Origin of the sequence: Leptospira weilii serovar Ranarum str. ICFT (assembly GCF_000332415.1) — a bacterium.
Lineage (GTDB): Bacteria > Spirochaetota > Leptospiria > Leptospirales > Leptospiraceae > Leptospira > Leptospira weilii_A.
Window position 1 is genome coordinate 1 of the sequence record NZ_AOHC02000016.1, and the last position, 26,218, is coordinate 26,218.

General features: G+C 40.6%; 21 protein-coding genes. 9 read left to right on the forward strand and 12 right to left on the reverse strand.

Annotation, left to right across the window (positions count from 1 at the left end):
- Positions 1-46 precede the first annotated feature (46 nt).
- From LEP1GSC060_RS20960 to LEP1GSC060_RS04535, 4 genes are all read left to right on the forward strand, one after another.
- Entirely contained in the window at positions 47-685 is a 639-nt protein-coding gene (locus LEP1GSC060_RS20960; RefSeq protein ID WP_420805473.1) for a transposase, read from the forward strand.
- Positions 686-1,161: 476 nt separating this feature from the next.
- Positions 1,162-1,662 carry an SRPBCC family protein gene (locus LEP1GSC060_RS04525; protein ID WP_002996981.1) on the forward strand — a complete coding sequence of 167 codons (501 nt, stop codon included), beginning with the start codon at positions 1,162-1,164 and terminating at the stop codon, positions 1,660-1,662.
- Between the two features lie 812 nt (positions 1,663-2,474).
- Entirely contained in the window at positions 2,475-4,889 is a 2,415-nt protein-coding gene (locus LEP1GSC060_RS04530; protein ID WP_002997005.1) for a TonB-dependent receptor, read from the forward strand.
- A 33-nt stretch (positions 4,890-4,922) separates the two neighbouring features.
- Positions 4,923-5,489 (forward strand): LIC_11695 family lipoprotein, encoded by a 567-nt coding sequence (locus LEP1GSC060_RS04535; protein WP_036095364.1) that lies wholly within the window; start codon positions 4,923-4,925, stop codon positions 5,487-5,489.
- 212 nt (positions 5,490-5,701) lie between these two features.
- On the opposite strand, the gene LEP1GSC060_RS04540 is transcribed toward LEP1GSC060_RS04535, so the two are convergent.
- Together LEP1GSC060_RS04540 and tyrS are read right to left on the reverse strand one after the other, a co-directional pair.
- Positions 5,702-6,898, reverse strand: coding sequence for a polysaccharide deacetylase family protein (locus tag LEP1GSC060_RS04540; protein WP_002996950.1), 1,197 nt, complete (start codon positions 6,896-6,898; stop codon positions 5,702-5,704).
- Between the two features lie 45 nt (positions 6,899-6,943).
- Positions 6,944-8,161: a tyrosine--tRNA ligase gene (gene tyrS / locus LEP1GSC060_RS04545; RefSeq protein ID WP_002996857.1), complete on the reverse strand. Its 1,218-nt coding sequence runs from the start codon at positions 8,159-8,161 to the stop codon at positions 6,944-6,946.
- A 32-nt stretch (positions 8,162-8,193) separates the two neighbouring features.
- Here tyrS and LEP1GSC060_RS04550 point away from each other — a divergent pair, with 32 nt between their 5' ends.
- Complete coding sequence (locus LEP1GSC060_RS04550) at positions 8,194-9,846, forward strand: glycerol-3-phosphate dehydrogenase/oxidase (protein WP_036095365.1); 1,653 nt, start codon at positions 8,194-8,196, stop codon at positions 9,844-9,846.
- A gap of 198 nt (positions 9,847-10,044) precedes the next feature.
- Here the strand turns inward: LEP1GSC060_RS04550 and rpoD are convergent, their stop codons facing one another.
- The 6 genes from rpoD to LEP1GSC060_RS04580 form a co-directional block, all read right to left on the reverse strand.
- Complete coding sequence (rpoD, locus tag LEP1GSC060_RS04555; protein WP_036095378.1) at positions 10,045-11,811, reverse strand: RNA polymerase sigma factor RpoD; 1,767 nt, start codon at positions 11,809-11,811, stop codon at positions 10,045-10,047.
- A gap of 19 nt (positions 11,812-11,830) precedes the next feature.
- Positions 11,831-13,630, reverse strand: coding sequence for a DNA primase (dnaG, locus tag LEP1GSC060_RS04560; protein WP_002996864.1), 1,800 nt, complete (start codon positions 13,628-13,630; stop codon positions 11,831-11,833).
- A gap of 17 nt (positions 13,631-13,647) precedes the next feature.
- Complete coding sequence (locus tag LEP1GSC060_RS04565) at positions 13,648-14,094, reverse strand: GatB/YqeY domain-containing protein (RefSeq protein WP_002996891.1); 447 nt, start codon at positions 14,092-14,094, stop codon at positions 13,648-13,650.
- 60 nt (positions 14,095-14,154) lie between these two features.
- Positions 14,155-14,364 carry a 30S ribosomal protein S21 gene (gene rpsU / locus LEP1GSC060_RS04570; RefSeq protein ID WP_000232823.1) on the reverse strand — a complete coding sequence of 70 codons (210 nt, stop codon included), beginning with the start codon at positions 14,362-14,364 and terminating at the stop codon, positions 14,155-14,157.
- 194 nt (positions 14,365-14,558) lie between these two features.
- Positions 14,559-14,771, reverse strand: coding sequence for a hypothetical protein (locus LEP1GSC060_RS04575; RefSeq protein ID WP_036095380.1), 213 nt, complete (start codon positions 14,769-14,771; stop codon positions 14,559-14,561).
- Between the two features lie 234 nt (positions 14,772-15,005).
- Positions 15,006-15,449 carry a hypothetical protein gene (locus tag LEP1GSC060_RS04580; RefSeq protein ID WP_002997060.1) on the reverse strand — a complete coding sequence of 148 codons (444 nt, stop codon included), beginning with the start codon at positions 15,447-15,449 and terminating at the stop codon, positions 15,006-15,008.
- Between the two features lie 161 nt (positions 15,450-15,610).
- Between LEP1GSC060_RS04580 and fbp the strand changes: the two genes are divergently transcribed.
- Positions 15,611-16,639, forward strand: coding sequence for a class 1 fructose-bisphosphatase (gene fbp, locus LEP1GSC060_RS04585; protein WP_002996923.1), 1,029 nt, complete (start codon positions 15,611-15,613; stop codon positions 16,637-16,639).
- 219 nt (positions 16,640-16,858) lie between these two features.
- On the opposite strand, the gene lvrB is transcribed toward fbp, so the two are convergent.
- The 4 genes from lvrB to mgtE form a co-directional block, all read right to left on the reverse strand.
- The gene (gene lvrB, locus LEP1GSC060_RS04590) at positions 16,859-18,007 is read right to left on the reverse strand and encodes a hybrid histidine kinase/response regulator LvrB (protein WP_002996940.1); all 1,149 of its coding nucleotides are present in this window, start codon (positions 18,005-18,007) and stop codon (positions 16,859-16,861) included.
- Positions 18,008-18,043: 36 nt separating this feature from the next.
- Positions 18,044-20,542 (reverse strand): hybrid histidine kinase/response regulator LvrA, encoded by a 2,499-nt coding sequence (lvrA, locus tag LEP1GSC060_RS04595; protein ID WP_002997039.1) that lies wholly within the window; start codon positions 20,540-20,542, stop codon positions 18,044-18,046.
- A gap of 843 nt (positions 20,543-21,385) precedes the next feature.
- Positions 21,386-22,036, reverse strand: coding sequence for an LA_2219 family laminin/E-cadherin/plasminogen-binding protein (locus LEP1GSC060_RS04600; RefSeq protein WP_002996870.1), 651 nt, complete (start codon positions 22,034-22,036; stop codon positions 21,386-21,388).
- A gap of 84 nt (positions 22,037-22,120) precedes the next feature.
- Entirely contained in the window at positions 22,121-23,512 is a 1,392-nt protein-coding gene (gene mgtE / locus LEP1GSC060_RS04605) for a magnesium transporter (RefSeq protein WP_002996955.1), read from the reverse strand.
- Positions 23,513-23,649: 137 nt separating this feature from the next.
- Here mgtE and LEP1GSC060_RS04610 point away from each other — a divergent pair, with 137 nt between their 5' ends.
- The 3 genes from LEP1GSC060_RS04610 to LEP1GSC060_RS04620 all read left to right on the forward strand — a co-directional run bounded on the left by LEP1GSC060_RS04610 (position 23,650) and on the right by LEP1GSC060_RS04620 (position 26,142).
- Positions 23,650-24,672 (forward strand): OmpA/MotB family protein, encoded by a 1,023-nt coding sequence (locus LEP1GSC060_RS04610; RefSeq protein WP_002996894.1) that lies wholly within the window; start codon positions 23,650-23,652, stop codon positions 24,670-24,672.
- Positions 24,672-25,625: a cation diffusion facilitator family transporter gene (locus LEP1GSC060_RS04615; RefSeq protein WP_002996942.1), complete on the forward strand. Its 954-nt coding sequence runs from the start codon at positions 24,672-24,674 to the stop codon at positions 25,623-25,625. Before LEP1GSC060_RS04610 ends, LEP1GSC060_RS04615 begins: the two co-directional genes overlap by 1 nt.
- A 181-nt stretch (positions 25,626-25,806) precedes the next feature.
- Positions 25,807-26,142: an LA_3696 family protein gene (locus LEP1GSC060_RS04620; RefSeq protein ID WP_036095381.1), complete on the forward strand. Its 336-nt coding sequence runs from the start codon at positions 25,807-25,809 to the stop codon at positions 26,140-26,142.
- The last annotated feature ends 76 nt before the right edge of the window (positions 26,143-26,218 follow it).

Below are 26,218 nucleotides of genomic sequence, written 5' to 3' on the forward strand. Positions count from 1 at the left end.
CATTTTATCATTAGAAGCAACACNCGTTGGCTCAAAGAGGCAAAAATTGCAGGGAAATACAAAGAATACGACAAAAGTTAAAAACATTCATATCACTAACAATAATGCACCTAGTATGAAGGAATGGCTTAAGGAATATGCGAATACGAAAGGAAATCTGTTTTCATTACGTTTTGTCAGCTCAAGATATAAAGACGGACAAGTCGGAATTTTTGTCACCGATCTTCCCGATTCCGAATTTTCAAGAGAAGATATTGTTTCCCTCTACGGCAAACGTTGGAATATAGAAACTCATTTTCGTTTCGAAAAATATTCTCTTGAATTGGAGAATGTAGCATCCAAAACTTCAATCCGATTTCTTCAAGAATATTATGCAAAAATCTTAACATTTAATCTTGCCTCTCTTCTAATCCAAGAAGCGCAAATAGAATACGATCAATCGATTCAAAACAAAAAAGTAAAAACAAAATATGATTATAAAATTAATAAAAATATCGCGATCGGCATTCTAAAAGGAGAACTTCCAAGGTTACTTTCCGGTACTGAACCGATGAACTCCGTTTTTGATGAAATGAAAGCCGAACTTTTAAAACATCGGCTACCTGTCATTCCAAATAGAACCTTCAATAGAAAACATAAAGTTCGAAAACGTAAGTTTGAAATCTATTACGGCAGAGTCTCTTAAATTGACAGCATTGCCCTTCCGGCCGCTGGCGCGTTGTAAAACCGAAAACTTTCGTAAACGGATTCAAAGATTCGCCTTGACAAGAAATTTCGAAATTGTTAAGGAAAGAATGTTTATTTTCAAAGAATAAAGAAAAAAAACTTTTGAAAAATTTGAAATTCGAAGTTTTTACTCATAACTATATAATAGAGTTGTTGAAAAATTCAATAGTCACGATTAACAAAACTGCTTCAATCGTCTATTTCAATGAAACAGAAACAAATGGAGAATTAATTTTTCAATAACTCTAATAAAGTAACCTAGAGCCTGTCCAAAACTTAAAACAATCGCAGAGATGCGGCCATTCCGATAAAATCGGACGGTTTTGGGACAAACACCTAATATTTCGCATTGAAACGGTATTTTGCGATAAAAATAAACGGGACTCGATTTTTATAGAGATCAGTAAAAATAAAAATGAGAGAAAAGGAACCAGTATGAAAATATTATTCGGAATTATGGGAACGATCGTTTTTTTGGGTTTAGGATTTTTCGGTTTGGGAGTTTTTGCAAACCCGAAATTTGAAGGTAATATTACCGGAACGATTCATGCGCCCGTAGAAAAAGTATTTCGGCATTTATTGGATTTGGAAAACCTCCCGAAATATAGAAAAGAAGTCACCGAAGTGATCATCGAAGGAAAGAATACAAAGGGATATCCGATCTGGAAGGAAGGAACGGATATGGGAGGATTTATACATTTCGAAATGATCGAAAAAGAAGAAAACTCTCGGGTTCAAGTTCGGATGAAAGAAAGCAGTTTTGGAATGAAAGGAACCTGGGATTATAGACTACAAGCCGACGGATCCAAAACAAATATTACAATTTACGAAAGTTCGGAAACTTCAAACGTTATGATACGAGCGATCTTTGTACTTGTGGGGAAAGACGCAAATCTCAAAAAAGAGTTAGAGATTTTAAATACTGTTTTTCCTTGAAAAGAAATATTAAGAACCTGTCCCAAAACTTAAAACAATCGCAGAGATTTGCGGCCATTCCGATAAAAATCGGACGGTTTTGGGACAAACTCTAAATTTGTACCAAACATCGCGACTTGAATTGGAAGATAAACCTCCGTCGGAAATACGAGAAACTCTTTGAAAAAACCGAGTTAGGAGCGTTTATCATAATACAAGTTAGAACCTTGTGAGTAGGCAAAGCCTTAATTAAATCCGTAACGAACCTCAAGATTTCCGGTATTCGAGAAATCTTTTCTTAATTTGTGTAGGGTTGAAAAGACGAGTATTTTAAAGTAAAATGCAGGTGTTTAAAGAGTTCCCACATTGTAATTGTAAGGACGCGATTTCAGGATTCAGCAAATAGTCTCCCTCCCCATTCATAACCAAGGTTAGGTTTTCAGGGCTCAGATTTCAGAAGAGATGGATTTACCTTTGATAAAGTCTGATTGCTTGTTAAGAAAATATAACTGAACCCTGAAATCTATCCACTGACTGCTATAACATTTGCATTTTTGATCCTTTTTATTTCTAAAACCTTTCGACCTGTGGGATGGTTATGCCCATCGACCTAATTCCAATTTATAATATGAATATTTTTTTGGCATAGTTTTTGAAACGATAAAAAAGAGTTTTTAAAAACAATAGATTGTCATTGTCGTTTTAATTTCAGTATTTCGATTGCGCACGGATTAGAAACTTTCATTCGAACCATGTTTTTACATAATTGATTTTGAGTCCTGAAATCAATTAAAATCTTTACAAATAACAATTCATTTTCCAACGTGCCTATTATGAATTATGAGTTTATTTCTTCACGTTGTTACAGGAGTAATAAGACTAAATTTCTTTCTTCAGATCGTGAAATTCTAAAAAATAAAATTCAAAACAAAACCTTCCGGATATTTCACTTTGTAAACTTCAGAATCTTATCTCACTTTTGTAAATTTTCAGTTAAAATTCTATTTTTTGGAATATTATCGATTCTTTATGCAGAGGAATCTTCGCGTTTTAAGACTGCCGAATTCAACAAAGAAACGTCCGAAAAAAACGGCGGAATTGTAGTTCAGGGTAAAAAAGATCGGAGGGACCTTGAAATATTCAAAACTCCGAGCAGCATTTCCAGATTCAACGAGCAGGATATTTTGGATACGGGGATATCCAGAACAAACGATATAGATAAACAAGTTCCGAATTTTGCAATTATAGATTCAGGCGCTCGTAATTTCACATATTATAATATTAGAGGAATGAGAAGTACCTTATTTAGCGATCCATCCGTGGGAATAATCTTGGACGGAGTTCCTCTTGCGGATAATGTCGCATTAAATACGGAGCTGTTCGCTCTGGAAAGTATTGAAGTGCATAGGGGTTCTCAAGCCACCGTTTTTGGAAAAAATTTCCAAGGAGGTGTTATAGAGATCAATACCAAAAAACCGAACAATATGCCTCAGGGCAGATTTACGATCGATTTTGGAAATTATAAAAAAAAGGAATATTCCTTTTTCTATAATACCCCCTTGATCAAAAACACTCTTTACATAGGCGTTTCCGGAAAATCGACGGAAAGAAGCGGATACCTAAAGAATATTAGGGGATTTCATTATCCAAATAATTTAGTTTCGGATATACCCGTCGAATTTTATAAAACCCATCCCGACGGAAGAAGGGGAAAATCGGGAAGGCTCAGGTTTTATTGGACCCCCGCCGAAAATTTTGAAATCGATCTACAAACAAGCGCCGAAAGTTTTGATGACGGCTCTTTAAACATAGTCAATTATCTGGCTTCTAAAACGGACAGACGTAAAAGTTTAGTAAAAGGATGTGCAGTCAGTCCCGAAAATTGTGAAAAAAATTTTCGAACCTATATCAATCGTACTAAATCGGTTCGAAAAGTATATTGGGACTATGAGGGTATTTCCAACACAACCGGAAACACTTATTCCGGCAATATCAGTTACAAACTTCCGAAAGCCATTTTTAAAACGGCTTCTAGTATTAGAAAAATGGCAATCGATCCTTTGAATGTGGACGGCGACTTTACGAGAAGCGCCATGTCCAAATCGGAATACGTGGAAAAATCCATCACCCGAACCCACGAAACAAACATAGAATCCAAAAATAAAAAAGATCCGTTCCAATTTAAAATCGGAACATTACTTTATCATAAAATATCCGACAAGGATTTTACTCAGGAGCATTTGACACAATCCTATACGTATAACGTTCTTAAAGGGCTAAACGCGCCCGCAAGAGAAACACATCACTCAAGAATCGAAGACAAGTCACTCAGTCTGTTTACTCATAATAGTTATACGTTTTGGGAAAAATTTACTCTTACCTTAGGAGCCAGAATTGAAACTCAAAAAATCAAGATAGGTCATAGCCGAGACGCGACAGGTGTACTTTTCGATAATCCGTACGGCGACGTGCGAATTTTATCTCCTCATTATAATAGAGACGATTCCTATCGATACAACGTCTCTAGAATCATTTTCGATTATAAACCCATCGAGTCTTTGATGATTTTTACGGGTTTAAGTCGCGGTTATAAAAACGCGGGGTATAGTACGGTGGTCAATCAGGCTTCATTCGCCGCTTTCAAACCGGAAATCAACGATACGGTCGAAGTCGGAATCAAGTCGAAGTATTTCAAAAACACGCTCGGAATCAATATAACCTACTTTTATACGGAAACGTCGGATTTTCACGTTATCAGAGCCATTTCCATCGCCGAGGCCGTGAACTTAAACGCGGAAAAAGTTACGATTCGGGGCGCCGAAATGGAAACCTATGTGAAACCTTGGAAGTTGTTAAAACTCGGTTTTTCAGCGGGATACACGGAAGGTATATTCAATAAGTTTTATGATCGAATTTTGAACGCCAATTTCGACGGCAAACGTGTGCATTTTATTCCGCAATACGATGTCGTAAGTTATCTGCAATATCGTTCCGCATTGGGTCCGTTTTTCAGATGGGAATTTCAAGCCGTAGGAAAGATGTTTTTTGCAACGGATAATACGATCTATAGCAGTCCTTATACGGTTACTAATCTTAAAATCGGATACGAAAAGGAACGTTTATCCGCATACGTTTATTGTAATAATCTAAATAACGAATATTACTTCACTTCCTATATTGATGGTACCTTCCAAGCGGTTCCCGGCGCGCCCCGCACCTACGGATTCATTGTAAATTACAAAATATAAGAGAATCAAATTTTAAAGAGATATGGAGATTAAATGAAAAGAATGATAAAAATAGGGTCAACTGCTTTGTTGATTTTTACCCTACTACCTTTTTGCAAAAACGAGGAAAAACTGAATATGAATGAAGTTTTTGGAATTTTGCTTATGAAAAAAACTTCCGAAAGCGAGGGGGAAAGTTTAGGACTTAAGATCGAGTATAGCTATCGGTACAAAAAGCCGGATGGAGAGATCCTTTTTTGTCAAGAATGGAGCACCGCCTATTTGGATAAAAGGGCCTTATGGGACCAGTCCGCTCAAGGATTTGTCGATAGAATGAAAGAAGTATACGGTTATGAAATGGTCGTTGATTCAATCGAGGGTCCCTGTGTTGTTCCGAATAAGGTGATGGCTTGTAATTACGAAGGTTTTATGGGCGTCAACGAAACGGTGACGAATGTGTATTCGTATGCCGGGGAGCGCGAGTTTTTCGTTCCGATTTGGCACTCTTATAATTTTTTTACGGATGCCAAGACCGGAAAAGAACTATGCAACAGACTGAATGAGTTTGGGCACGCAACTCAATACAAATGTTACGCGCCTGGACGGTGTATGGAAGAATAATTGGAAAATTTGCCTTATAAGTTATCTTATTTGGAAACGTTGTTTCTAGATAAAAGAACTTTATGGGATCAGTTCTAATTCGTTTTTACTAAGCGCTGCATGATAATGTTGCCGGGAATTCCGTACCTAAAAAGCGGATTTGTGCTAAAATTTGCGGTGCGCTTCATCGGCAGCGTTTAGTAATTTTTAAGGAAAGGTATCTCTCAAAAAAATCAATCCTGACGATCGTTGATGATTTCCGGAACGGTTACAAAACTATAACCCTTGGAAAGCATTTCCTGAATGAAATCGGGAAGAATGTATATGAGCTTTTCCGATTGTCTCGGCGAGCCTAAGTGCATCAAAATGATCGCTCCGTTCATACCGTTTTTATCCGCTTCTTCCCAACGATACAGAAAGTCGAGAGTTTCTGCTTTAGTTTTGTAATTCGGGTTTTGCATGATTTTCGTTTTGCCGGTCTGAGGATCCTTCTTATAAATGAATTTCTTATATACGAAATCCGGAATGTCCAAGGAGCCGATCGAATTGTTGCTCCAAAAGATATGATGTGTAAATCCCAGTTTTCCGAAAATTCGGATTACCAGAGGATCAAAACCTCCGTAAGGAAGGCGATAATACTTGGTCAATTGTTTGCCGGTAACGGATTCGAATTTTTCTTCCACCATTCTCATCTCCTGTTGGAGAAAATCCGCGTCCGGAATTTCGTCGGAAACATAACTGAGTAAAGCCCTTTTACGTAGGGAAGTTTCGTATAAACTTCTTGGAATATTATAATGACTCCAAGTATGATTTCCGAAAACGACTCGATTTCCGAGTTCCGAAAGTTTTTTCAAGTAATGAAGATTCGTATTGCTAAAGAAGGAGCCGTTTTTGAGCGCTGGATTTTCGTTCGAAACAAACAACGTGATTTTAATGGGAAATCGATTCAGATATTCGTAGATCAGTTTCAAATCTTCTCCGGTTCCCAAATCGAAGGTCAAAGCGATTTCTTTAAAACGAACATCCCCCCGATCGACGTTTTTTCCCACGTCTTCGGCCGCAAGAGATTCTAGATTCGTTTTATTTTCGGAAACCTGATCGGTTAAATCTCCGTCGGGAACCGTATCGTAAAGTTCGGATTTGAATTTAAGAAGTTCCTCTTCCTGTTGTTGTTCTTCGAGACGAAGCGACGTTAAGGTTTCTTCGAGACTAGTGATATGGACCGTTTGTTTTTCGACGGTGGCTTCCAATCTGAAAATCCGATTGGTTAGGGTAAGCGCGGATGTCGCGCCTAAGAACGTAAAAAAGCCGATGGAAAAAAGAACACGAAGAGTTTTGAACTTTCGCTCGATCGCCTCGGATTCGATTCCGCTTTTTTTAATTTCGAAAATCGTTCTGGAAAGTTCCGATGATTCTTCTTCGCTTAACATTAAGATTTGATTGAAAGGAAGAATTTCGAATCCTTCAAATCATTTTTAGGAAAGAATTTTTAAAAATTTTCCCTTTTTGCCCTGCCTCACCAAGTATTCTTTTCCTTTTTGAATCGAGAGTTTTTCGTCCGTGATCTTGTCTTCGAAAAGATACAATCCTCCGGCTTTGATCAGTCTTCTCCCTTCAGAGACGGATGGAACAAAAGAAAGTTTATTTAAAACCCAAACAAGCAAAGGCTCCTGTGTTTCCGCAAAAAATTCTTCTCCGAGTTTTACTTCTTTGATATCGTCCGGAACGGCTCTTGATTTCGGGTTGTGTATTTTTTTCCATTCTTCGATCGCTTCCTCGTTTTCGGAAGAAGGAGAAAACTGATCCATAATGAGTTTTGCAAGTTCCGTTTTCACTTCTTTCGGATGAAGTTCTTTTTTTGCCATTCCGTTCTTGCGATTTGAAATTTCAGACAATGGAAGGTCGGTCAAGAGTTCGAAATAGTTCCACATCAGTTCGTCGCTGATTGACATGAGTTTTCCGAACATATCAATGGGCGTTTCCGTAATTCCCACATAGTTACCGAGAGACTTGGACATCTTTTTACTTCCGTCCAGTCCTACAAGTAGCGGAAGAGTCAGAACACATTGTGCTTCCTTTCCGTATTCTCTTTGTAAGTCCCTTCCCACGAGAAGATTGAATTTCTGATCGGTTCCTCCGAGTTCTACGTCGCATTCCATCGCAACAGAATCGTAACCTTGAACGAGGGGATATAAGAATTCGATCATAGAGATCGGCTGACCGGCCTTGTAACGTTTGCTGAAGTCGTCTCTTTCCAGCATTCTGGCAACGTTGTATTTGGAGCTTAAGACCAAAACGTCTTCGAAGTTCATTCCGGAACACCAACTCGAATTGTAGACGATCTTGGTTTTCATCGGATCCAGAACTTTAAAAACTTGGCTCTGATAGGTTTTTGAATTTTCCAAAACCTCTTCTTTAGAAAGTCTCTTTCTGGTTTCGGATTTTCCGGTCGGATCTCCGATCATCGCCGTAAAGTCTCCGAGTAAAAAAGAAACTTCATGACCTAGGTCTTGGAAATGTTTTAGTTTTTTAAGCTGAACGAAATGTCCGAGATGAAGATCGGGTGCGGTGGGATCAAACCCGGCCTTGATTTTGAGCGTTTTCTTTTTTTGAAGTTTGGATTTTAATTCTTCTTCGCTGATCAGATCAACACAACCGCGACGAATGATTTCGATTTGTTTTTGAATGTCCATGAAAGAAAATGTAAATTGGATTGTGAAACTTAATGCAAATTTGTAGGGGGAAAGAAACCTGTAAAGCAGGAAGAATTCTCAAAATGGAAAAACCAAACAGAACCGAACAAATTTCGAAACTGCAAAAAGAATCCTTTGATATCCTTGTGATCGGAGGCGGATCCACGGGAGCCGGAACCGCTTTCGACTCTGCAAAACGAGGTTATAAAACCGCACTCATTGAAAAAAAAGATTTTGCATCGGGGACCTCTTCTCGTTCCACCAAACTCATTCACGGCGGAGTGCGTTATCTGGCTCAGTTCCATTTTAAATTGATCCACGAAGCCCTGACGGAAAGACAAAGGCTTTTGGAAAACGCTCCTCATCTGGTCAAACCTCTCAAGTTCCTTCTTCCCGCTTATCGTTTTTATGAAAGACCGTACTATGGAATCGGTCTCACTCTCTACGATATCCTCGCTTCCAAAGGAAAACTTCCTTCTCACAAATCCGTTTCCAAGTCCGAAGCGATCTCCGAATTTGCGGCGATTCAAAAGGACGGACTTTTTGGAGGAATCACGTACTACGACGCTCAGTTCAACGACTCTCGTTTGAACGTTCTTCTCGCAAGATCCGCGGAGAAAGAGGGAGCGATCGTCGCCAATCGAGTCGAACTCGTTTCTTTTATTAAAAAAAATGGAAAGATCGTCGGCGCCGATCTCAAAGATTTAGAAACCGAAAAAACTTTTCCCGTTTATGCGAAAGTAATCGCAAACACAACGGGCATCTGGGTGGATCACGTCCGTAAATTGGACGACCAAAGAGCGCTTAACGTTCTTTCTCCGAGCCAAGGAATTCACTTGGTATTTTCCATAGAAAAGATTCCCTGCGAATCCGCGATGATCATTCCAAAAACAAAAGACGGACGTGTTGTATTTATCATTCCTTGGGAGGATCACGTAATCCTGGGAACCACGGATACTCCGATTGAAAATCCCGGAGACGAACCTCTTCCGATCGGAAACGAGGTTCAATTCTTGTTAGATACGGGAAACGAGTATCTGGAAAACCCCGTCACCGAAAAAGATATTCTCTCCGTGTTTGTGGGGATTCGTCCTTTGATTTCTCCGGAAGGAAATCAGGATACGAAGAATATTTCGAGAGAAGAAGTCGTCCTCGTTTCCAACTCGGGACTCGTCACCATGGGCGGGGGAAAATGGTCCACATACAGAAAGATGGCTGAAGATTTGGTGGATAAACTCATCCAAGTCGGAAATTTAGAAAACAAGGCAAAATGTTCCACGAAGTTTTATTCGTATCCGGGTGCGGAAGGTTATTCGGAATCTCTTTATCAGGAGATCGAAAAGACTTATAAAGTTGATACACAGTTTGCCAAAAGACTTCAGAATTACTACGGAACCGAGGTTTTTGAAATCTTAGGTAAAAAGCCGAAACTTTTAAGCAAGGGAATCCCCTACTTCGAAGAAGAAGTTTTGTTCGCCGCCAAAGAAGAATTCGCGTTAGGCGTCACCGATATTATCGCGAGAAGATTTCGAGTTCTTTTTGTGGATTTGGATCTCGCTCAAAAGATGGTTGTTCCAGTCGCGGCCCTTCTTTCCAAACAACTCAAATGGAAAGACAAAAAGAAAAAATCGGAAGAATCGGCCGCGATAGATTTGATAGCAAATTTGAAAAAGTCGTATCGATAGGCGGTGATCCGATTTTCTCTTTAGAAATAAAAGATGATCTTTGATTTCGGAAATCTGTCGGAGTTACGACGACTCTAAATGACGCTTAAGAAAAGTATGATATTCTAGAGTAAAATCTACCGATTCTTTCCGCCAGTGATAGGGTCAAATCCCTAATTCATAACTACTTGAAACTGAAACGTCGGAACTCTTACAAAATCAACCGTCGATATAATCTTTCAACTTCTTAGAACGGGAAGGATGTCTGAGTCTTCGAAGCGCCTTCGCTTCAATCTGACGAATCCTTTCTCTCGTGACCTTAAATTGATAACCGACTTCTTCCAGAGTTTGCGGATAACCGTCATCTAAACCGAAACGCATGCGGATTACTTTTTGCTCGCGTGCAGGCAAAGTATGAAGCACCTGACGGATTTGTTCGGCAAGAATGCTGGACGCCGCGGCGTTCACGGGAGTTTCCACTTCCGTATCCGGAATAAAATCTCCCAGTTCCGAATCTTCTTCGGAGCCCACAGGAATTTCGAGAGAGATCGGTTCTCTGGCAACGTTCTTAACCATTTTGACTTTTTGCACCGGCCAACCGAGTCTTTCCGCAATTTCCTCGTTGTTTGGATCTCGTCCAAATTCTTGGATAAACAATCTGGTCTCTCGAATGACCTTGTTGACCTGTTCGATCATATGAACGGGAACACGGATCGTTCTTGCTTGGTCTGAAATCGCTCTTGTAATCGCCTGACGGATCCACCAAGTAGCGTATGTGGAAAATTTATAACCTTTTTTATATTCGAACTTATCCACCGCTTTGATGAGACCGATGTTCCCTTCCTGGATCAAATCGAAGAAGTGCATCCCACGATTCGCATAACGTTTCGCGATGGAAACCACAAGTCGTAAATTCGCCTTAACAAGTTCCTTTTTTGCTTGGGAAATTTCTCTTTCCCCTTTGATGATCTTCTCACCCCAGTCCTTGATTTCTTGAACCGTAGAACCCGCTTCCTGTTCCATACGACGGAGTTTTCTTTCGTTGTTTCGGATGTCCTTAATGACTTCTCGAACCTCGTCTATGTTGACTCCCATCTTGACTTCGATGTCGTCTAACTTCTCATTTTTTTCTATGAAACGGTTGAAGGCTTTGATGTCGCGAACGTCTTGACCGTACTGAGCCTTGATCTTTAAGAAGTGGCGATCGATTTCCTTGATTCTAAAAACCATGGATTTGATCTTCTGGGAAATTTTTTGAATCTCCTTTTGAGAAACACCCAGTTCTCGGGTCGCGTTGTGAATGATATCCGTGGAAGCGTCGATTTTCTCTTTGAACTCTTTGAACTCTTTGAACTTTTTGGAAGTTTCGGAATACTTTCGGATTTTGGAAACGGCTTCCTGAAGGACTTTTTCCTGTTCTTGGATGACTAAAATGTTCTTAAAAAATAACTCTTCGAGTTTGTAAGCCTCTTCGGCGTTGAGGGCGTACATCTTGTCCACGCGAATCAGATCGTAGACTTTGATCTTTTTACTTCGAATCTTCGGTAAAAGTTTAATATAGTTCGCCCTAAGAATGGAAGAACTAAGAATCGTTTCTTCGATGATTTTCTCACCCTTCTCGATTCTTTTTGCAAGAAAGACTTCGGTCTCGCCGGAAATCAAACTTACTTTACCGATTTCTCTCAAATACAGTTTGATCGGATCTTCGGAACCGCTTGTGGAAGCCGAGGATTCTTTTTTCTTTCTCGCGGGTTTGGAATCGTCTTTAGGAACGAGTGTGGAAGCCGGCTCCAGAGTGTTTCTGGTATATTCTTCCACAATTTCGATTCCCATTTCGTGCAGGAGGGTAAAAAAATCGTCTATCTTTTCCGAGTTCAGAATTTTGTCGGGAAGGATCTCGTTGATATCATCATACGAGACTTCTCCGTTTGCCTTTCCAAGAGATATGATCTTCTGAACTTCAGGCATACTTTGTAGATTTTCCATCATTTCAATTTCCCTCTATTTATGTGGTAGCCGATTGACTCCGGATATGTTCCAGAATCTTTTCTTTTTCCTTACGGTAGAAACTCAGTTCCGTAAAGACCTCGGGCGTAAAAAAACGTTCTCTTCTTTGATCGAGTTCCCGAATTCTTTCCTCGATCCTAAACTTCTTTTGTTGTAACAAAAGTATTCGAAAAATCTTATGTAGTTCTCCCGGTTCCACCTTTTCGGAATCTTCCTCCAAAAGATATGGAGCCAGAACTTGTTTTAGATCCTCGGGAACATCCGAGGTTAAAATTCTCACGGGAGAAATTTCACCTTCTCCCGTATAAATCGTATATAAATAATCCCAAAGAAAGGAACTCGCGGTGTCCATGAATTCCATCGAAGAAATTTCCTCCGAATAGGAAAACAACCCCGTGTGTTTGACGAGCATGGAGATGATTTTTCTTTCACAATCCAACGCAGGACCCGAGATCCCTTGAACTTCTCTTAGGTTAGAACTAGTATCGGCATTGACGGGTCCAATCTTTGCACCGGTTCCGCCTTTAAAATCCCGAAGAACCGCATCCATACTGATCCCAAGTTTATTGGCTCCTAGTCCCAGTAAGAACTGTTTGTCCGTTTCCCGATTCAAACTCTGGATGAAAGAATACAAATTTTGAAGCGACTTCCTTTTTCTTTCCGGCAAAGCCCGAGAATCTGCGTTTTCGAGCAATTCTCCGACAACGAATTCGGAACCTTGAATTTGTTCCGACAAAAGTTCGTTCAACTCGGGTCTGCTTAAAAGTTTTGCGAGATCAAACGGATCTTTTCCTTCCGGGAGGAGAACGATGGAACATTCCATTCCTTCTTTGAGACAAATTTCGGCGGCTCTCAAAGCGCCTTTTTTTCCCGCTAGGTCCCCGTCCAAAACGAAGGTCACTCGTTCCGCAAATTTTTTAAGAGTTCGAATATGATTTTCCGTAATCGCGGTTCCCATGGAAGCGATCACGTTTTCGTAACCTCTTCTCACGAGTCCGATCACGTCCAAATACCCTTCCACTAGCATAACCTCGCCCGTCTTACGAACTCCTTCCCTCGCTCTGAAAAAATTATAAAAGGTGCGACTCTTATCAAAGATAACGGAGGCGGAACTATTGATGTATTTGGCTTCTTTTCCGGGACCTAAAATTCTTCCCGAAAATGCGATCGTTCTGCCGGATAAATCCAAAACCGGAAATAGAATTCGGTCCCGAAAAAAATCGTAAGGACGTCCGTTACCCGCTTCTTTCTCTCGAAGAAGTCCGAGCTGAACGGCTCCCGCGATTTCGTCTTTGGTTTTTAAGACTTCTTTTGTAAGAGTTTCAAATCCTTCGGGGGCATAACCCAGTCCAAACAATCGAATTTCGGAATCTTCGATTTCTCTGGACTTTAAATAATCCAGAGCGTTTTTACCCGTAGGAGTGTGCAACAGATGTTGATAATATTCAGAAACCTTTAAATTGATTTTATAAAGAAAGTCGGAGATTTCCGCGTTCTTGGAGTTTTTTTCTTCCAGAGGAATTCCGGAGTATTCCGAGAGAATTTCCAGAGATCTGGAAAAATCCACTCTCTCGTAATCCATCACAAAACGGATGAGATCTCCCGAAGCCTTACAGCCGAAACAATAGTAAAATTGTTTTTCAGCGGAAACGTTAAAAGAAGGGGATTTTTCTTGGTGGAAAGGACAAAGACCTAGGAAATTTTTTCCTCGTTTTTTAAGAGGAACAAAACGCGAAATGTAAGATTCGATGGGAACTTCCCTGTGAACTCGATCGATGAAATCCTTTTTGTTAGACAAAGGGGTCTCACTTAAGATCAGGAAAGCCTGGATTTAACAATTGCCGAAACTTTAGTACCGTCGATACTTTTTCCTTTGAACGCGGCCATAACTTTACCCATGACCTTTCCCATATCCTTTGCCGTTGGTTGTAATTCCGCAAAGATTTGATCGATCGTTGCGATGATCTCCGATTCCGGAAGTTCCGGCGGAAGATACTCTTTGAGAACGGACGCCTCTCCCTCTTCCTGAGTTAAAAGATCGTTTCTTCCTGCCTTTTGATACATCTGGATCGCATCCTGACGTTTTGCAAAAGCCTTTTTGATTACGGAAACGACCTGATCGTCCGAAAGTTCTTTGGCTCCGGTTTTAGTCAGTTCGTATTGAATATCGGATTTGAGAAGACGAAGCGTGGAAAGATGAGGTTCTTTCTTTGCTTTCATCGCCTCTTTCAGATCGTCATTGATTTTTATCTGCAGGGACATAGGTTTTTAAGATTCAATTTTGAGGGGAATCAAACTGATTCCATTTTAACAAAGCTGAATTTAGGCTTTGTCTTTTTTAGAGAAAAGGCGTTTTTTCTTTTCTGCTTTTCTTTTTGCGGATTCGATCGCTTTTTTCTTTTTGATACTCGGTTTTTCGAAGTATTCTCTGCGTTTGATTTCGCTCATAATTCCTGCGTTTGCACAGTCGCGTTTGAAACGTTTCAGAGCCGATTCGATCGACTCTCCGTCTTTTACAATGATTCCTACCATTCGATTTTTAGATTCCTTCGTTTTATTGCCATTCTCCAAACGATTTGATTTGGAGATAAAATTGCATGCCAGTCACTACCGATTTTCAATTAGAAATAAGTAGATAAGATCCACGATACCAGAAAAAAGGGGCATTATGTCAAGGGTTTTCCGACAAAATCTTAAAAAGACGTCGTTTTTCCTACAATTCCGATTTAAGCGGCAAAGAATTCCGCTTTTTGAATCTCAGAAATCTCAATTTGAGCCACGATTCCTGTTTTTCCGTTTTTAATTACTACATCTCCGTTCAATCTTCTGTTTTTATCCAGCTCGATCACGGTTCCGTTTTTAAGATGAAGAATGATGTCGATCCCTCTGTAGTCGATGTACCTTGCTAGTGTTTTCTTGAATTTTTCTGCTTGATCCATTCTTTCCTCCGAGGGGTTGTCCTCGTAAAAATTTACGGTACAACTGTTCATTCCCTGAAGAACTTTTTAAAAAAGATGAATTTTATACGCGGCTATCGATTTGTGAAGCGGAGTGCCGTCTTTTTTTGAAGAAAAGTGTGAATGTTTTTAGATCGATTCGTTTAACAAACCGTCTTATACTTTTTTGAAAAAAAGAGTAACTCTTTCAGTTCGGTCCAGTTCGCTTAACAAACGTCATGTACTTTTTGAATACACAATTAATTCTTTCCAAATCGGTTCGATCGAATCGATGGGAGAATCCAGTTCCATAAATTGAATCTCATAATCCACGATCAGATGGTTTACCTGAAAAACGACCTCGTTGAATCTCGCTTGAACCACTTCCGTCTTACAGTCCGGAGATAGAGTAAGAATCGATCTCGGACTGATGACATACAATTTATCGTAAGGACGGAGATGGGCCTGAATGATCGATTTCAACTCTTTCATGATTTCGCCGGATCTTTGTTCCCCCAAAAGTTTAAAATAAGGATGTAAATCCTGAAAATAAAAATGGGTGATCACGATTTCGTTACTCAGAGAATTTTGAATGTCTCTCACGATCTGATTCGAAAATTCTTCGAAGGGATCTTCCGTAATTTTATATCTGTGTGTGATCGGTTTGATTGCGGATTCCATAGGAGTCTCCTTCTACTTATAATATCGGATGAGAATCTTCTCAAAAATCGCAAGTTTCTTTTTTAATCTTAACTTTCGAGTAATCCTTTTTCGAGGATCTTTTCGCTTGAATTCGGAGACACTCCGAAAACTCTGTTGGAATCATTTTCCAAGAGGAATTTATGTCTGTCCATCCTACACAAACATTGAGTCTTTCCCAGTATCTGATCGAGGAACAACTCAAGTTACCCCAGGCCACGGGGGACTTTACAGCCTTGATGAGCCATTTGGTTTACGCCGCTAAGATCGTTTCCAGAGAGGTTAGAAAAGCGGGTCTTTTAGAAAACATTCTCGGTTCTACCGAAATCGTGAACGTTCAAGGGGAAACCCAAATGAAACTGGACGAATACGCGGATAAGGTTTTCAATCACACACTGACTCGTTCGGGTCATCTTTGTATCTTAGGAAGCGAGGAACATGAAAACACGGTTCCCGTTCCGAACGGATACAAAATCGGAAAATACACGATCGCAATCGATCCGCTCGACGGTTCTTCCAACATAGACGCGAACGTTTCCATCGGGACCATCTTCTCCGTTCATTTGCGAAAAAGTCCGGGTGGAACTCCAGGAACGTTAGGCGATCTTCTTCAGCAAGGTTCCGGTCAAAGGGCCGCCGGTTACGTTTTATACGGATCTTCAACCATGCTCGTTCTTTGTACGGGCAAGGGAGTTTCCGGATTTACGTTAGACCCTTCTTGCGGGGAATTCATTCTTTCTCATCCGGATATGCAGATACCGGAAACGGGAGGTATTTATTCGATCAACGAAGGAAACTACAACTATTGGTCCGATGAAGTGAAGAATTATATCCGAGACATCAAGTCGATCGAAGGCGGAAAAAAACCTCAGTCGGGTCGATACATCGGTTCCTTGGTTGCGGATTTTCATAGAAACCTTTTGAAAGGCGGAATTTTTCTCTATCCGAACGATACCAAGTCCACGAAATACCCGAACGGTAAATTAAGACTTCTTTATGAAGCGGCTCCTATGGCGTTCATCGCGGAACAAGCAGGTGGGATCGCAGTCACCGTTTACGGAGAAAGAATTTTAGATCTCACTCCCAAAGAACTTCATGAACGTACGACCTTAGTCGTAGGAAGCAAAAAAGAAGTGGAACATTTCTTAAAGTTCGCTCCGAAAAAACCTTAATCGGAAACGGATTCGAAAACTTTTTTCTATATCATAAAATCATACTTTTTGCAAGTAAAAAGTATGATTTTATCGAAACTTCCGCTTTTTAAGTTCAGTATCCAATTGGATCGTTCTTTCCCCATTTCCCTTAGAGCTACTGCAAAAAAATAGACTTCACGTTAGATCCAATTCGCGTTAGAATACTTAAGGAATACTGAATATACTTTCTTGCGAAGTTTACTGGGCGCTCGCGTCGACGATCGGAATTCTTAAATAAAATCGCGTATATTGTCCCGGTTCGCTTTCAAAGTTAAGATAACCTCCGTGTTCCTTCGCGATTCCTAAACTGACCGACAAACCCAAACCGGTTCCTTTATCGGCCGCCTTGGTCGTAAAAAAAGTTTTAAAAACCGATTGTTGAATATCGATCGGAATTCCCGTGCCGAAATCCTGAACCGCAAATTCCGCGTATTTCTTGTTGTTGTCTTCTATGATTGAGTTTTCCAAGATGATCCTTTTTTCGTCGTCATACTCGGGATACTTTTGATTCAGACTATCCACGGAATTGTTTATAAGATTTACAAGAATTTGAAGAATCTGACCTTCCCTACACTGAATCGAATATCCCGGTTCTACGTTTTTCCAAGAGGCGTCGATTCGATTCATTTTAAAAATTTGTTGTGTGATCGATTCCAGTTTTACGAGAATTTCTTCTACTTCTACGGGATGAAGAGATCCCTTATCGTCCCTGGAAAATCGAAGAAGATTTTTCATGATGGTGGAGATACGAGCGCTTTCGTCCCGAATTTTGGAAGCCAACTGTTTTGTTTTATCGGAGTCGATTTGCCCTTTTGCGATTATGGCCGCGTACTCCGAAATCGCTATCAAAGGATTGTTAATCTCGTGCGCCAAAGTCCCCGCCATAACGCCCATCGCTTCCAGTTTTTGGCTTTGTATCAGTTGCTCTTCGAGTTCGTATCTTTCCTTTTCCGCCTTTATGCGTAATTCATGATCTTCTAATTCGTGTAAGGCTCTTTGTACTGCGGGAAGAAGTTTTTCGATTCTATCTTTGAGAACGTAATCGGTCGCACCCATGGTAAGAGTCTGTATGGCCGCGTCTTCCCCGTAAGTTCCCGATACGAATATGAAAGGCGTCGTAGGACAGATTTTTTTAGCCAATTTCAAAGCGGAAAATCCGTCGTATTTGGGAAGACTGAAATCGGATAAGATCAGATGAGGTTTTTGTTCCAGGATCGCCTGAGAGAATCCTTCCGAATCGCTGACGTGAATCGGGTAGTAATCGATTTTAGCGCGATTCAATTGCCTCTGAATCAATTCCAAATCCACTAAAGAATCTTCTAAAAAAAGGAATTTCCATCTATTCATGTGTAGTACCGTTTTCTATATTTTTATGACGTTATTTTAAATGTTTTCGTTTCCAGAAAGTTTCGGAAGAGTGAATGAAAATTTGGAACCTACGTTCACCTCCCCTTCCGCGAATACCTGCCCCCCGTGACGTTGTACGATTCTGGCTACGATCGCCAAACCGACTCCGGTTCCTTCAAATTCCTCTTGTGTATGAAGTCTTTGAAATACCTTGAATAACCTGGTCGAATAAGCCTTATTAAAGCCGACTCCGTTGTCCTCTACGAAGTAAACGTTAAATCCGTCCACTTCCGTAAAACCGATTTTAATTACAGGATATTCTCTCGTGGAAGAATATTTAACCGCATTCGAAATGAGATTGACCCATACCTGTTTGAGAGCGGACCCGTTTGCAAAAGCGTTCGGCAATTTTTCGACCTGAAACGAATAATCCTTTTCCGGATAATTTTGAAGAACGGTTGCGATCGCTTCCTCGACCATTCTGTCCATGTCGACGATTCTGCTCGTCATATCGATCTTTGAAACCTTATGAAAATTCAAAAGGTCCTGTATGAGATTATTCATATAGAGCACGTTCTTTTGAACGACCTTGAGCAATCGCAGAACCTCCGAATCCATCGTTTCGGAAAAATCCTCCAAGATGATGCGTATAAAACCGTCGATCCCTAAAATCGGCGCGCGAAGATCGTGTGATACGGAATAACTGAAGGATTCCATGTCCTTATTGGCGATCTCCAACGTCTCAATCGTTTTTTTACACGCGGCAAAATTCCGAACCTTTACGCTCAGCTCTTCCGGCGAAAACGGTTTGATCAGATAATCGTTGGCTCCTTCTTGAAGGAGTTTGACTCTGAAATTCTGATCGGACTTTGCGCTTAAAAAAAGGATAAATGTGCCGACAAGTTCCGGAATTTTTCGGATTTCCTTTACCATCTGATCTCCGCTCATCACCGGCATCATAATATCCGTAACGATAATATCCGGCTTCTCAAGGATCGCTTTTTCCAAACCCTGTTTTCCGTCGGAAGCGACCCAAAGATTGAAATCGGCGGATAACGTATCGAAAACGTATTTTCGCATTTCCGCGTTGTCTTCTACGATCAACACCTTGGGACGATTGTAAAATGTGGACGGTTCTTGCGTTTCTATTTTATTTTTCTGTAACTGATTGATATCGCTGATCAAAGCGGGAGTTAATTCTTCCGTCTCGATGGATTGTTGCATATCTTCGATCTGAATCGGAGCGTAAATCGGAATCTGAACCTTAAAGAGGGCTCCGCCCAAAGTAGAATCGGAAACTTCGATAGATCCCATATGTAGATTTGCAAATTCCTTTGCGATTGCAAGTCCTAGTCCCGTTCCTCCGAAAGATCGGGAATCTCCCTCTTCCCCTTGTCTGAATTTTTCAAAGATCTGATCTCTCAGATGAACCGGAACTCCGGGACCGTTGTCCGCGACGTAGAGGGAGGCCATTACACCTTCCGTTTTCAAAGCACAATGGATCTTACCGGAATCGGGAACGAATTTAAACGCGTTTGAAAAAAGATTCAATACGATCCGTTCCACTTTGGAAACGTCCATTTGAATCGGAAAATTTTCCGGAATACTCAACACAAAGTCTATATTTCTTTCCTTGACTATGATATCAAAATGGGCCGCTATAAACCGAATCACATCCGAAAGATTCACATTCGAATATCGTAATGTCATTTTACCGGATTCCAATTTGGAAAGATCCAGGAGATCGTTTACGTGTTTGAGAAGAGTATAGGAATTTCTTTCGATGGTTTCCAAATGGGAGCGCACAGTCGAAGCGATTTTCTGATCTTTCAGCAGGTTTCGAGTGGAAGCGATAATTAAGGTCAAAGGAGTTCTTAACTCGTGGCTTACATTGGCAAAGAACTGGGATTTCAATTGATCGATGTCGAACAAACGTTTGTAAATTTCCTGAATCTCGCGTTCTCTCTGCGTGAGTTCGTCGTTGAGTTTGAGAAGTTTTTTATTGTTATTCTGAATTTCTTGAGCCCTTTGATAGATCTCCGTTTCCATGGAGGCCGTCAGATTTCGCAGGTCTTCGGCGATCTTGTCCTGCTCTTTTCCCATGTTTTTAAGTCGAACAAATTCCGTTACTTCTTCCACTTTGTGGATGATATAAACCACTTCCCCTTTTTCGTTCAAGATCGGAGAATTCATCGGACTCCAGTATTTTTCCTCGAACCCTCCTCCATCCGCCTCGGATCGCCTAACGTCGTACTTTTGTACGGCCATTGTGTTCGTGGCTTTATCCTTTAGAACGAGCATAAGAGAATCGCGCAAATTACCCACTCCGTCGGCGTTAGGATCGGATGGGTTGTCCGGGAAAACGTCGAAAATTCCGCGGCCAAGAATTTCATCTCGTTTTGTATTCGTTGCTTTGAGGTAGGATTCGCTTACCGCGACGATTCGAAGATCGGGAAGGAGGATGAGATAAAGTCCCGGAAGAGACTCGAAGATAAGCCGATATCCGTCGCGTTTTAAATCGATTGAATTTATCATAAATTTCTAATCCGGAAATCGCTCCAAAATCGCATCCGCTTTGATATTTGTGAGTCGCGAGGACAAAAAAATATCAAAGTTTAAATGGAATTTCAAACTCTTTTTACGGAAATTTACAATTCGTTTTGTTTTATGAAAGTATAACATAATTCCTTAAAACGGGTTCAACTTTTTAAAAAGAGAATTTGAATTCCACACGAAATGGATCATTATCACGTTGGAATATTCGCATTTTCCGGTATTGGAAAGGATCGAAGAACTGATTTTTCCGTTTGAATTTCTGAATGCGACAAAAATTCGAAAAACTTAATTAAAGACTTATTTTTAAACTTTCAATATCCGGCAACTTTCTCATGCAAGTGTATACAGTAATCCGGATGAGTTTAAGAAAAAATTCTTAGTATACAACACGTTTATCCGTAACTTAGAACGATTCAAAATTGTTTTTCAATTTCCGTATGTGCTAAAAATAAGATTCCGATTTACAATATAATATACGTGTAATCATTGAACAAATAACAACGGGATACTCGGACGATAGTCCCCAAAAAGTCCAACTTTACGGCGGTCAACTAAAGTATTACAGCAAGAGGGTGGCAGGAATTTTGTATGTAAGTAAAAGGAGGATTTGCGCTAAAGAGCCAACATTGAGTTTTCCCCTTGATTGGGTGGTAAACTAAAGTGAATTGCTTCCTGCCGAATGATCCTAGAGAATGAGGCGCCTACTTCAATCAATCATTCTCAGAAGTAAGCGAAACGCTCACTAAGGATCGCGTTTCAGAGGCGCGTTGTGGAGCTTATCGTAACAATTTTAGAAATTCCTAAAACAGAAATTTCAAGAAATTATTTCCTACGAATGACTTCCTTTTTCAATTCTTCTTTGACCGCGTCGCGAGTACTACCGGTTTTGTTTTTCAGTTCCAAGGAATAATGAATCTGAAACCTGGTCACAACCGGTTTTTCTTCGGAGTGTTCCATTGTCCAACGGGTCACGTCGTTTTGAACGATTTTGGCGAGGTCGTTGATCCTAGGCACTCTGGTATTAAAACGAATCGTCTCAAAGGCTCCCGTATTTCCGTTTAACACGACGATGATGATCCCGTCGTCTACGAAATTGATTTTGTTGTAACGAACCAACTCTTCGCTGATAAGAGCGTCCCCGCCCTTATCCACTTTTCTTTTGATAAACTTGGAACCTCTCAATTGACGCAGTTGATAACCTTCGCTCGAAATATGAACTCGAAAGTATTCCAAAGGATCCTTGGAAGGTTTTAAAAAAGACGCCGGATCTTCCGTATTTAAAGCGACTTCCCTTCCCTCTTCGTCCAATACGACTTCGTTTTCTCCGGCAGGGTTTGGAACCGATTCCCGTTTTATCGTTTCGTTATCCGTAGTTTTTGTACTGGAACAGGAAAGGATCCATAATAAGCTCCAACTCAGTCCCGCAAGCAGGATCGTCTTTTTAAGAACGGACTTTGATTTTATACGCGACATTGATTTTTGATTCTCCGAAACTGATTTCTAATTAAAAAATTCGAACATAACTAGGATAAACAGGAATATTTGCACTTTAAAATATTATAACATTTGAATGAACACGGTAGCCAATCCCAAAAAGCAGAAAAAACCGAACACGTCCGTAAAAGTAGTCACAAAAATGGAGGAAGCGATCGCAGGATCGATTCCTAAAACGCGCAACAACAACGGAATCGAAGTTCCGATTACGGCGGCGATCACCAAATTCGCCTGCAAGGCCATAAGCATAACCATCGAAAGCGTAAAATTTCCCGTAAAGAAATAAACGATCAAACCCGCCGTGATTCCGATCATAAAACCGTTTAGAAGTCCCACAAGTCCTTCCTTTCGAATCGCGGATTTCCAATTTCCGGTGGAAAGATCTCCTGTCGCCAAACTTCGTACGATCAAAGTGATCGATTGTGTACCCGCGTTTCCACCCATTCCCGCGACGATCGGCATGAGAGAAGCGAGGATTACGTATTTCTCGATCGTTTCTCCGAAAAAGGAAACGACCGAAGCGGCAAGAGCGGCCGTTCCCAAATTGATCAAAAGCCAGACCATTCTTCTTCTTGTGGAAGTTAAAACGGAAGAAGACAATTTCTCCTCTTCGGAAACCCCTCCCAAACGAAGAATATCTTCCGACGCCTCTTCGTGAACGATATCCAAAATATCGTCTACGGTAATTCTTCCCAAAATTCTTCCGGAATCGTCTACAACCGCCACGGAAACCAAATCGTACTTACGAAAAATTTTAGCGACTTCCTCCTGATCCTTATCGTAGTGAATCGAAGTGAAAACGGTTTTCATCAGTCGATGTACTTTTGTGTTGAGAGGGGCCAAAAACAAATTTTTCAGTTTAACGTATCCTTTGAGTACGTTGTTTTCGTCCGTGATATATAAATGATAGATATCGTCCGTGTCTCTTGCGATCTTTCTGAGTTTGATGATCGCCTTTCGGACCGTATCGGTTTCCATGGCCGAAGCAAACACGGTGTTCATCAAACGTCCGGCGGAATATTCCCGAAACGTAAGTTGTTTTCTGACTTGGGAAGAATCCTCTTTATCGATCGAGTTTAGAATTTCTTCCGCCTTGTCTTTGGGAAATTCGGAGATGAGACTTGAGAGTTCGTCCGTTTCCAGATTTTCCAAAATCGGAGAAATTTCCTTCATTTGAAAACGGGAGATTAAGTCGGCCTGAAATTCTTCGTCGAACTCGACTAGAATCGAACTCTGCAATTCGGAATCACATCGTTTGAATACGGAAAACGCCTCGTCTTCTTCGAGTTTTTCCAGAACCTCCGCGATGTCCGCGGGGTGATTCTGCTTGAGAAAACGATCCAAAAAAACATTCTCGTCGGCTTTGATTTTTTCGGAGAAAAATTCGATCCATTCCTGAGAGGAAGGATTCGCTTTTTCAGAAAATAGTCCGCGGCTTATCCCTCTTTCTTCCATAAAGTTTTCTCCAAGAAACGGTTTTTAGTGAACAGAATTGAAAACGGAACAGACCGATCAATGAATTTCCAAACGAACGTTAAAAAAGGAGTGACCCGATCGTAAACCGTTCAATCTTAGAAAGAAGTGTGATCACGATGAAGCCCTTTCTGAAATCTCATTTTCTTTTTTCCTGTTGTCTGATTCTTTCCGTGAACTCGGTTTCTGCGGATACGTTTTACTATCCTTGGGAATACAACAAGGTGTATAACGAGAAAATCGCGTTGGAAATCGAATTGGATTCTCTCAGAACCAGATATAGAAACGAAACCGAAAATTCCAAAAAGGAACGTTTGGGATTCGATTCTAAAATTCGTTTTCTGGAAGAAATGCTCGCGAGAGAAAAAGAATTCCGAGCCAAGGACAACGACCTCTCCGACGAAAAACTCAAGATCTTGGAGAATCAAATCGCCGTTTTAAAAACAAAAAGTTCCCATAAAGAAAAGGAACTGATCGAAGAGAATGAAAAACAGAACAAGAAGTTCAATGATCTTATAAACGACTTAAAAGAAGAATTGGAAAAAGAAAAAGAGGTTTGTCAAAAAAAAACGGAGTCTCTTCAAAAAGAATACGAGAAAAAAATCAACGAGCTTGAAGGTAGAATCCTATCCTTAACCGATGAAATTTCCAAACTGAAAAATCTTTCGGAAAATCAAAAAAAAGAACTGGATCGGCTCTCGGATCAGGCGAACGAACTGGAAAACAAACTCGTAGATGAAATCAAAAAAGGGCAGATCCGTCTCAAACGTTTTCACAATCGACTCGTCATCAATATCGACGATCGGATTTCCTTCGATTCCGGTTCGGCCGATTTAAAAAAACAAATCCTTCCCGCGTTGGATAAGATCAGAGAAATCCTGGGAAACTATCCGGGAAATTTAATCATCATCGAAGGACATACGGATAACGTTCCGATCCGAACCAAAAAATTTTCGGACAACTGGCAACTTTCCGGAGAAAGGGCCCTTAGTGTGCTTCACTACTTTTTAGAAAGTAAAATTTTGGATCCGAGAAGTTTTTCTCTCGCGGGTTACGGAGAATTTCAGCCCATCGTTTCCAACGATACTCCCGAAAACAAAGCGCTCAATCGAAGAGTGGATATCGTAGTCGTTCCGCGTTGATGGATGATTTTTTTCAACTTCATCATGTAGAGAGAAGTCAGGAGAAAGGTCTGAAAAGATCGATTCTACTGGCGATTCTCGTTTCCCTTTCCATTTTTTTCGTGGAGTTGTTCGGCGGGTTTCAGAGCGGAAGTATCGCCCTTCTTGCGGACGCGGGTCATATCATCACGGATGCGATCGCCTTATCCCTTTCTTTTATTGCGGTGTTACTCGCTTCCCGAAAACCCAATCATCGATTTTCGTTCGGTTATTATCGAATCGAAATCTTGACCTCTCTTTTGAATTCGATTTTGATTTTCGGGATTTCGTTTTATATTTTTTACGAGGCCGTTGAACGATTTCAAAATCAAAAAGAGATTTTGAGTTTTCAAATGATCTTTTACAGTTCTTTAGGAATCGTTCTCAACCTGATCAGCGCCTGGATTTTATTTCGTTTTAGCGACGAAAACATCAATATCAAATCGGCTTACGTTCACGTTCTAAGCGATCTTCTTTCGACGGCGGGAGTTCTCCTCGGTTCCATTCTGATTTATTTTACGAATTGGAACTGGATCGATCCTTTGATCAGCGTTTTGATTTCGATTTTGATTTTGCGTTCCGCTTGGGGAATTTTTAAGGAAAGTGTTTCCGTTCTATTGGAATCGTCTCCGCAAACATTCGAAATTCCTCATATTCTGGAACACGTTCGTAAGATCGAGGGTGTCGGCCAAATTCTGGATTTTCATTTTTGGGCCATCACAAGGGGAGTTTACGCCTGCACCTTGAGGATTTCGATGGCGGATTTTAAACACTCCGAAGAGATCGTTTTCAAGTGTAATCAAATTTTGAAATCTTCATTCGGGTTCGACTTTGTTACAGTTCAGTGCGAGATTCCGGAACTAACAAAAAAAATCGGCGCATTTCCGATCTTAAATTCACACGGAACGCACGACCATCACGGACATCGTCACTGAGCGGCCGACAACACGACCCATAAAGGATGTTGCGTTTTAGTTCAGGGTTTTTATTTTTTCGGAACTTTCTAAAATAAATTTCGACTTTTTGAGCCTTTCAATGTCGCTTTCGGAACCGTTTTCGGTGAGGGCGAATTTTTTCGCTTGCCCATTTTTTTTTTGGGGGAGTAGTTTTATGCTTATGTCAGCGTTAGTTCGAAAAGTTCCTAAACGTTTGGGGGAACTTTTGGGTCAGGAAGGTATTGTAGAGTTTGTGGATTTTTTAAACCGTGCTTTTGGGGATAGTCATTCGACAGCAATCGAAGTTGTTACGGACCGTTTCGAACGTCGTCTTTCCGAGGAGAGCGGTAAACTTCGTTCTGAAATTTCGGAATTGAGAGTAGAATTTTCCAACTTAAGGGCGGACATCAAATCCGAAGTTTCGGAAATTCACAAGGCCATATCTTTGCAAACAAAATGGATTTTAGGCGTCATGATAGGCGCGATCGGAATATTTTCGATCATCGTAAAATCCTAATATTCTAAAAATGGAATTTTCCTCTTTTGCAAATGGGAAAATTCCGATTCGATTTCATTATCCCGAATTTCAAAAC

What these genes read in the sequence shown, in the direction of transcription:
- LEP1GSC060_RS04525 (WP_002996981.1), top strand. Translation starts at nt 1,162, where the DNA reads ATGAAAATATTATTCGGAATTATGGGAACGATCGTTTTTTTGGGTTTA.
- LEP1GSC060_RS04530 (WP_002997005.1), top strand. Translation starts at nt 2,475, where the DNA reads ATGAATTATGAGTTTATTTCTTCACGTTGTTACAGGAGTAATAAGACT.
- LEP1GSC060_RS04535 (WP_036095364.1), top strand. Translation starts at nt 4,923, where the DNA reads ATGAAAAGAATGATAAAAATAGGGTCAACTGCTTTGTTGATTTTTACC.
- LEP1GSC060_RS04540 (WP_002996950.1), bottom strand. Translation starts at nt 6,898, where the DNA reads ATGTTAAGCGAAGAAGAATCATCGGAACTTTCCAGAACGATTTTCGAA.
- tyrS (WP_002996857.1), bottom strand. Translation starts at nt 8,161, where the DNA reads ATGGACATTCAAAAACAAATCGAAATCATTCGTCGCGGTTGTGTTGAT.
- LEP1GSC060_RS04550 (WP_036095365.1), top strand. Translation starts at nt 8,194, where the DNA reads ATGCAAATTTGTAGGGGGAAAGAAACCTGTAAAGCAGGAAGAATTCTC.
- rpoD (WP_036095378.1), bottom strand. Translation starts at nt 11,811, where the DNA reads ATGGAAAATCTACAAAGTATGCCTGAAGTTCAGAAGATCATATCTCTT.
- LEP1GSC060_RS04565 (WP_002996891.1), bottom strand. Translation starts at nt 14,094, where the DNA reads ATGTCCCTGCAGATAAAAATCAATGACGATCTGAAAGAGGCGATGAAA.
- rpsU (WP_000232823.1), bottom strand. Translation starts at nt 14,364, where the DNA reads ATGGTAGGAATCATTGTAAAAGACGGAGAGTCGATCGAATCGGCTCTG.
- LEP1GSC060_RS04575 (WP_036095380.1), bottom strand. Translation starts at nt 14,771, where the DNA reads ATGGATCAAGCAGAAAAATTCAAGAAAACACTAGCAAGGTACATCGAC.
- LEP1GSC060_RS04580 (WP_002997060.1), bottom strand. Translation starts at nt 15,449, where the DNA reads ATGGAATCCGCAATCAAACCGATCACACACAGATATAAAATTACGGAA.
- fbp (WP_002996923.1), top strand. Translation starts at nt 15,611, where the DNA reads ATGTCTGTCCATCCTACACAAACATTGAGTCTTTCCCAGTATCTGATC.
- lvrB (WP_002996940.1), bottom strand. Translation starts at nt 18,007, where the DNA reads ATGAATAGATGGAAATTCCTTTTTTTAGAAGATTCTTTAGTGGATTTG.
- lvrA (WP_002997039.1), bottom strand. Translation starts at nt 20,542, where the DNA reads ATGATAAATTCAATCGATTTAAAACGCGACGGATATCGGCTTATCTTC.
- LEP1GSC060_RS04600 (WP_002996870.1), bottom strand. Translation starts at nt 22,036, where the DNA reads ATGTCGCGTATAAAATCAAAGTCCGTTCTTAAAAAGACGATCCTGCTT.
- mgtE (WP_002996955.1), bottom strand. Translation starts at nt 23,512, where the DNA reads ATGGAAGAAAGAGGGATAAGCCGCGGACTATTTTCTGAAAAAGCGAAT.
- LEP1GSC060_RS04610 (WP_002996894.1), top strand. Translation starts at nt 23,650, where the DNA reads ATGAAGCCCTTTCTGAAATCTCATTTTCTTTTTTCCTGTTGTCTGATT.
- LEP1GSC060_RS04615 (WP_002996942.1), top strand. Translation starts at nt 24,672, where the DNA reads ATGGATGATTTTTTTCAACTTCATCATGTAGAGAGAAGTCAGGAGAAA.
- LEP1GSC060_RS04620 (WP_036095381.1), top strand. Translation starts at nt 25,807, where the DNA reads ATGTCAGCGTTAGTTCGAAAAGTTCCTAAACGTTTGGGGGAACTTTTG.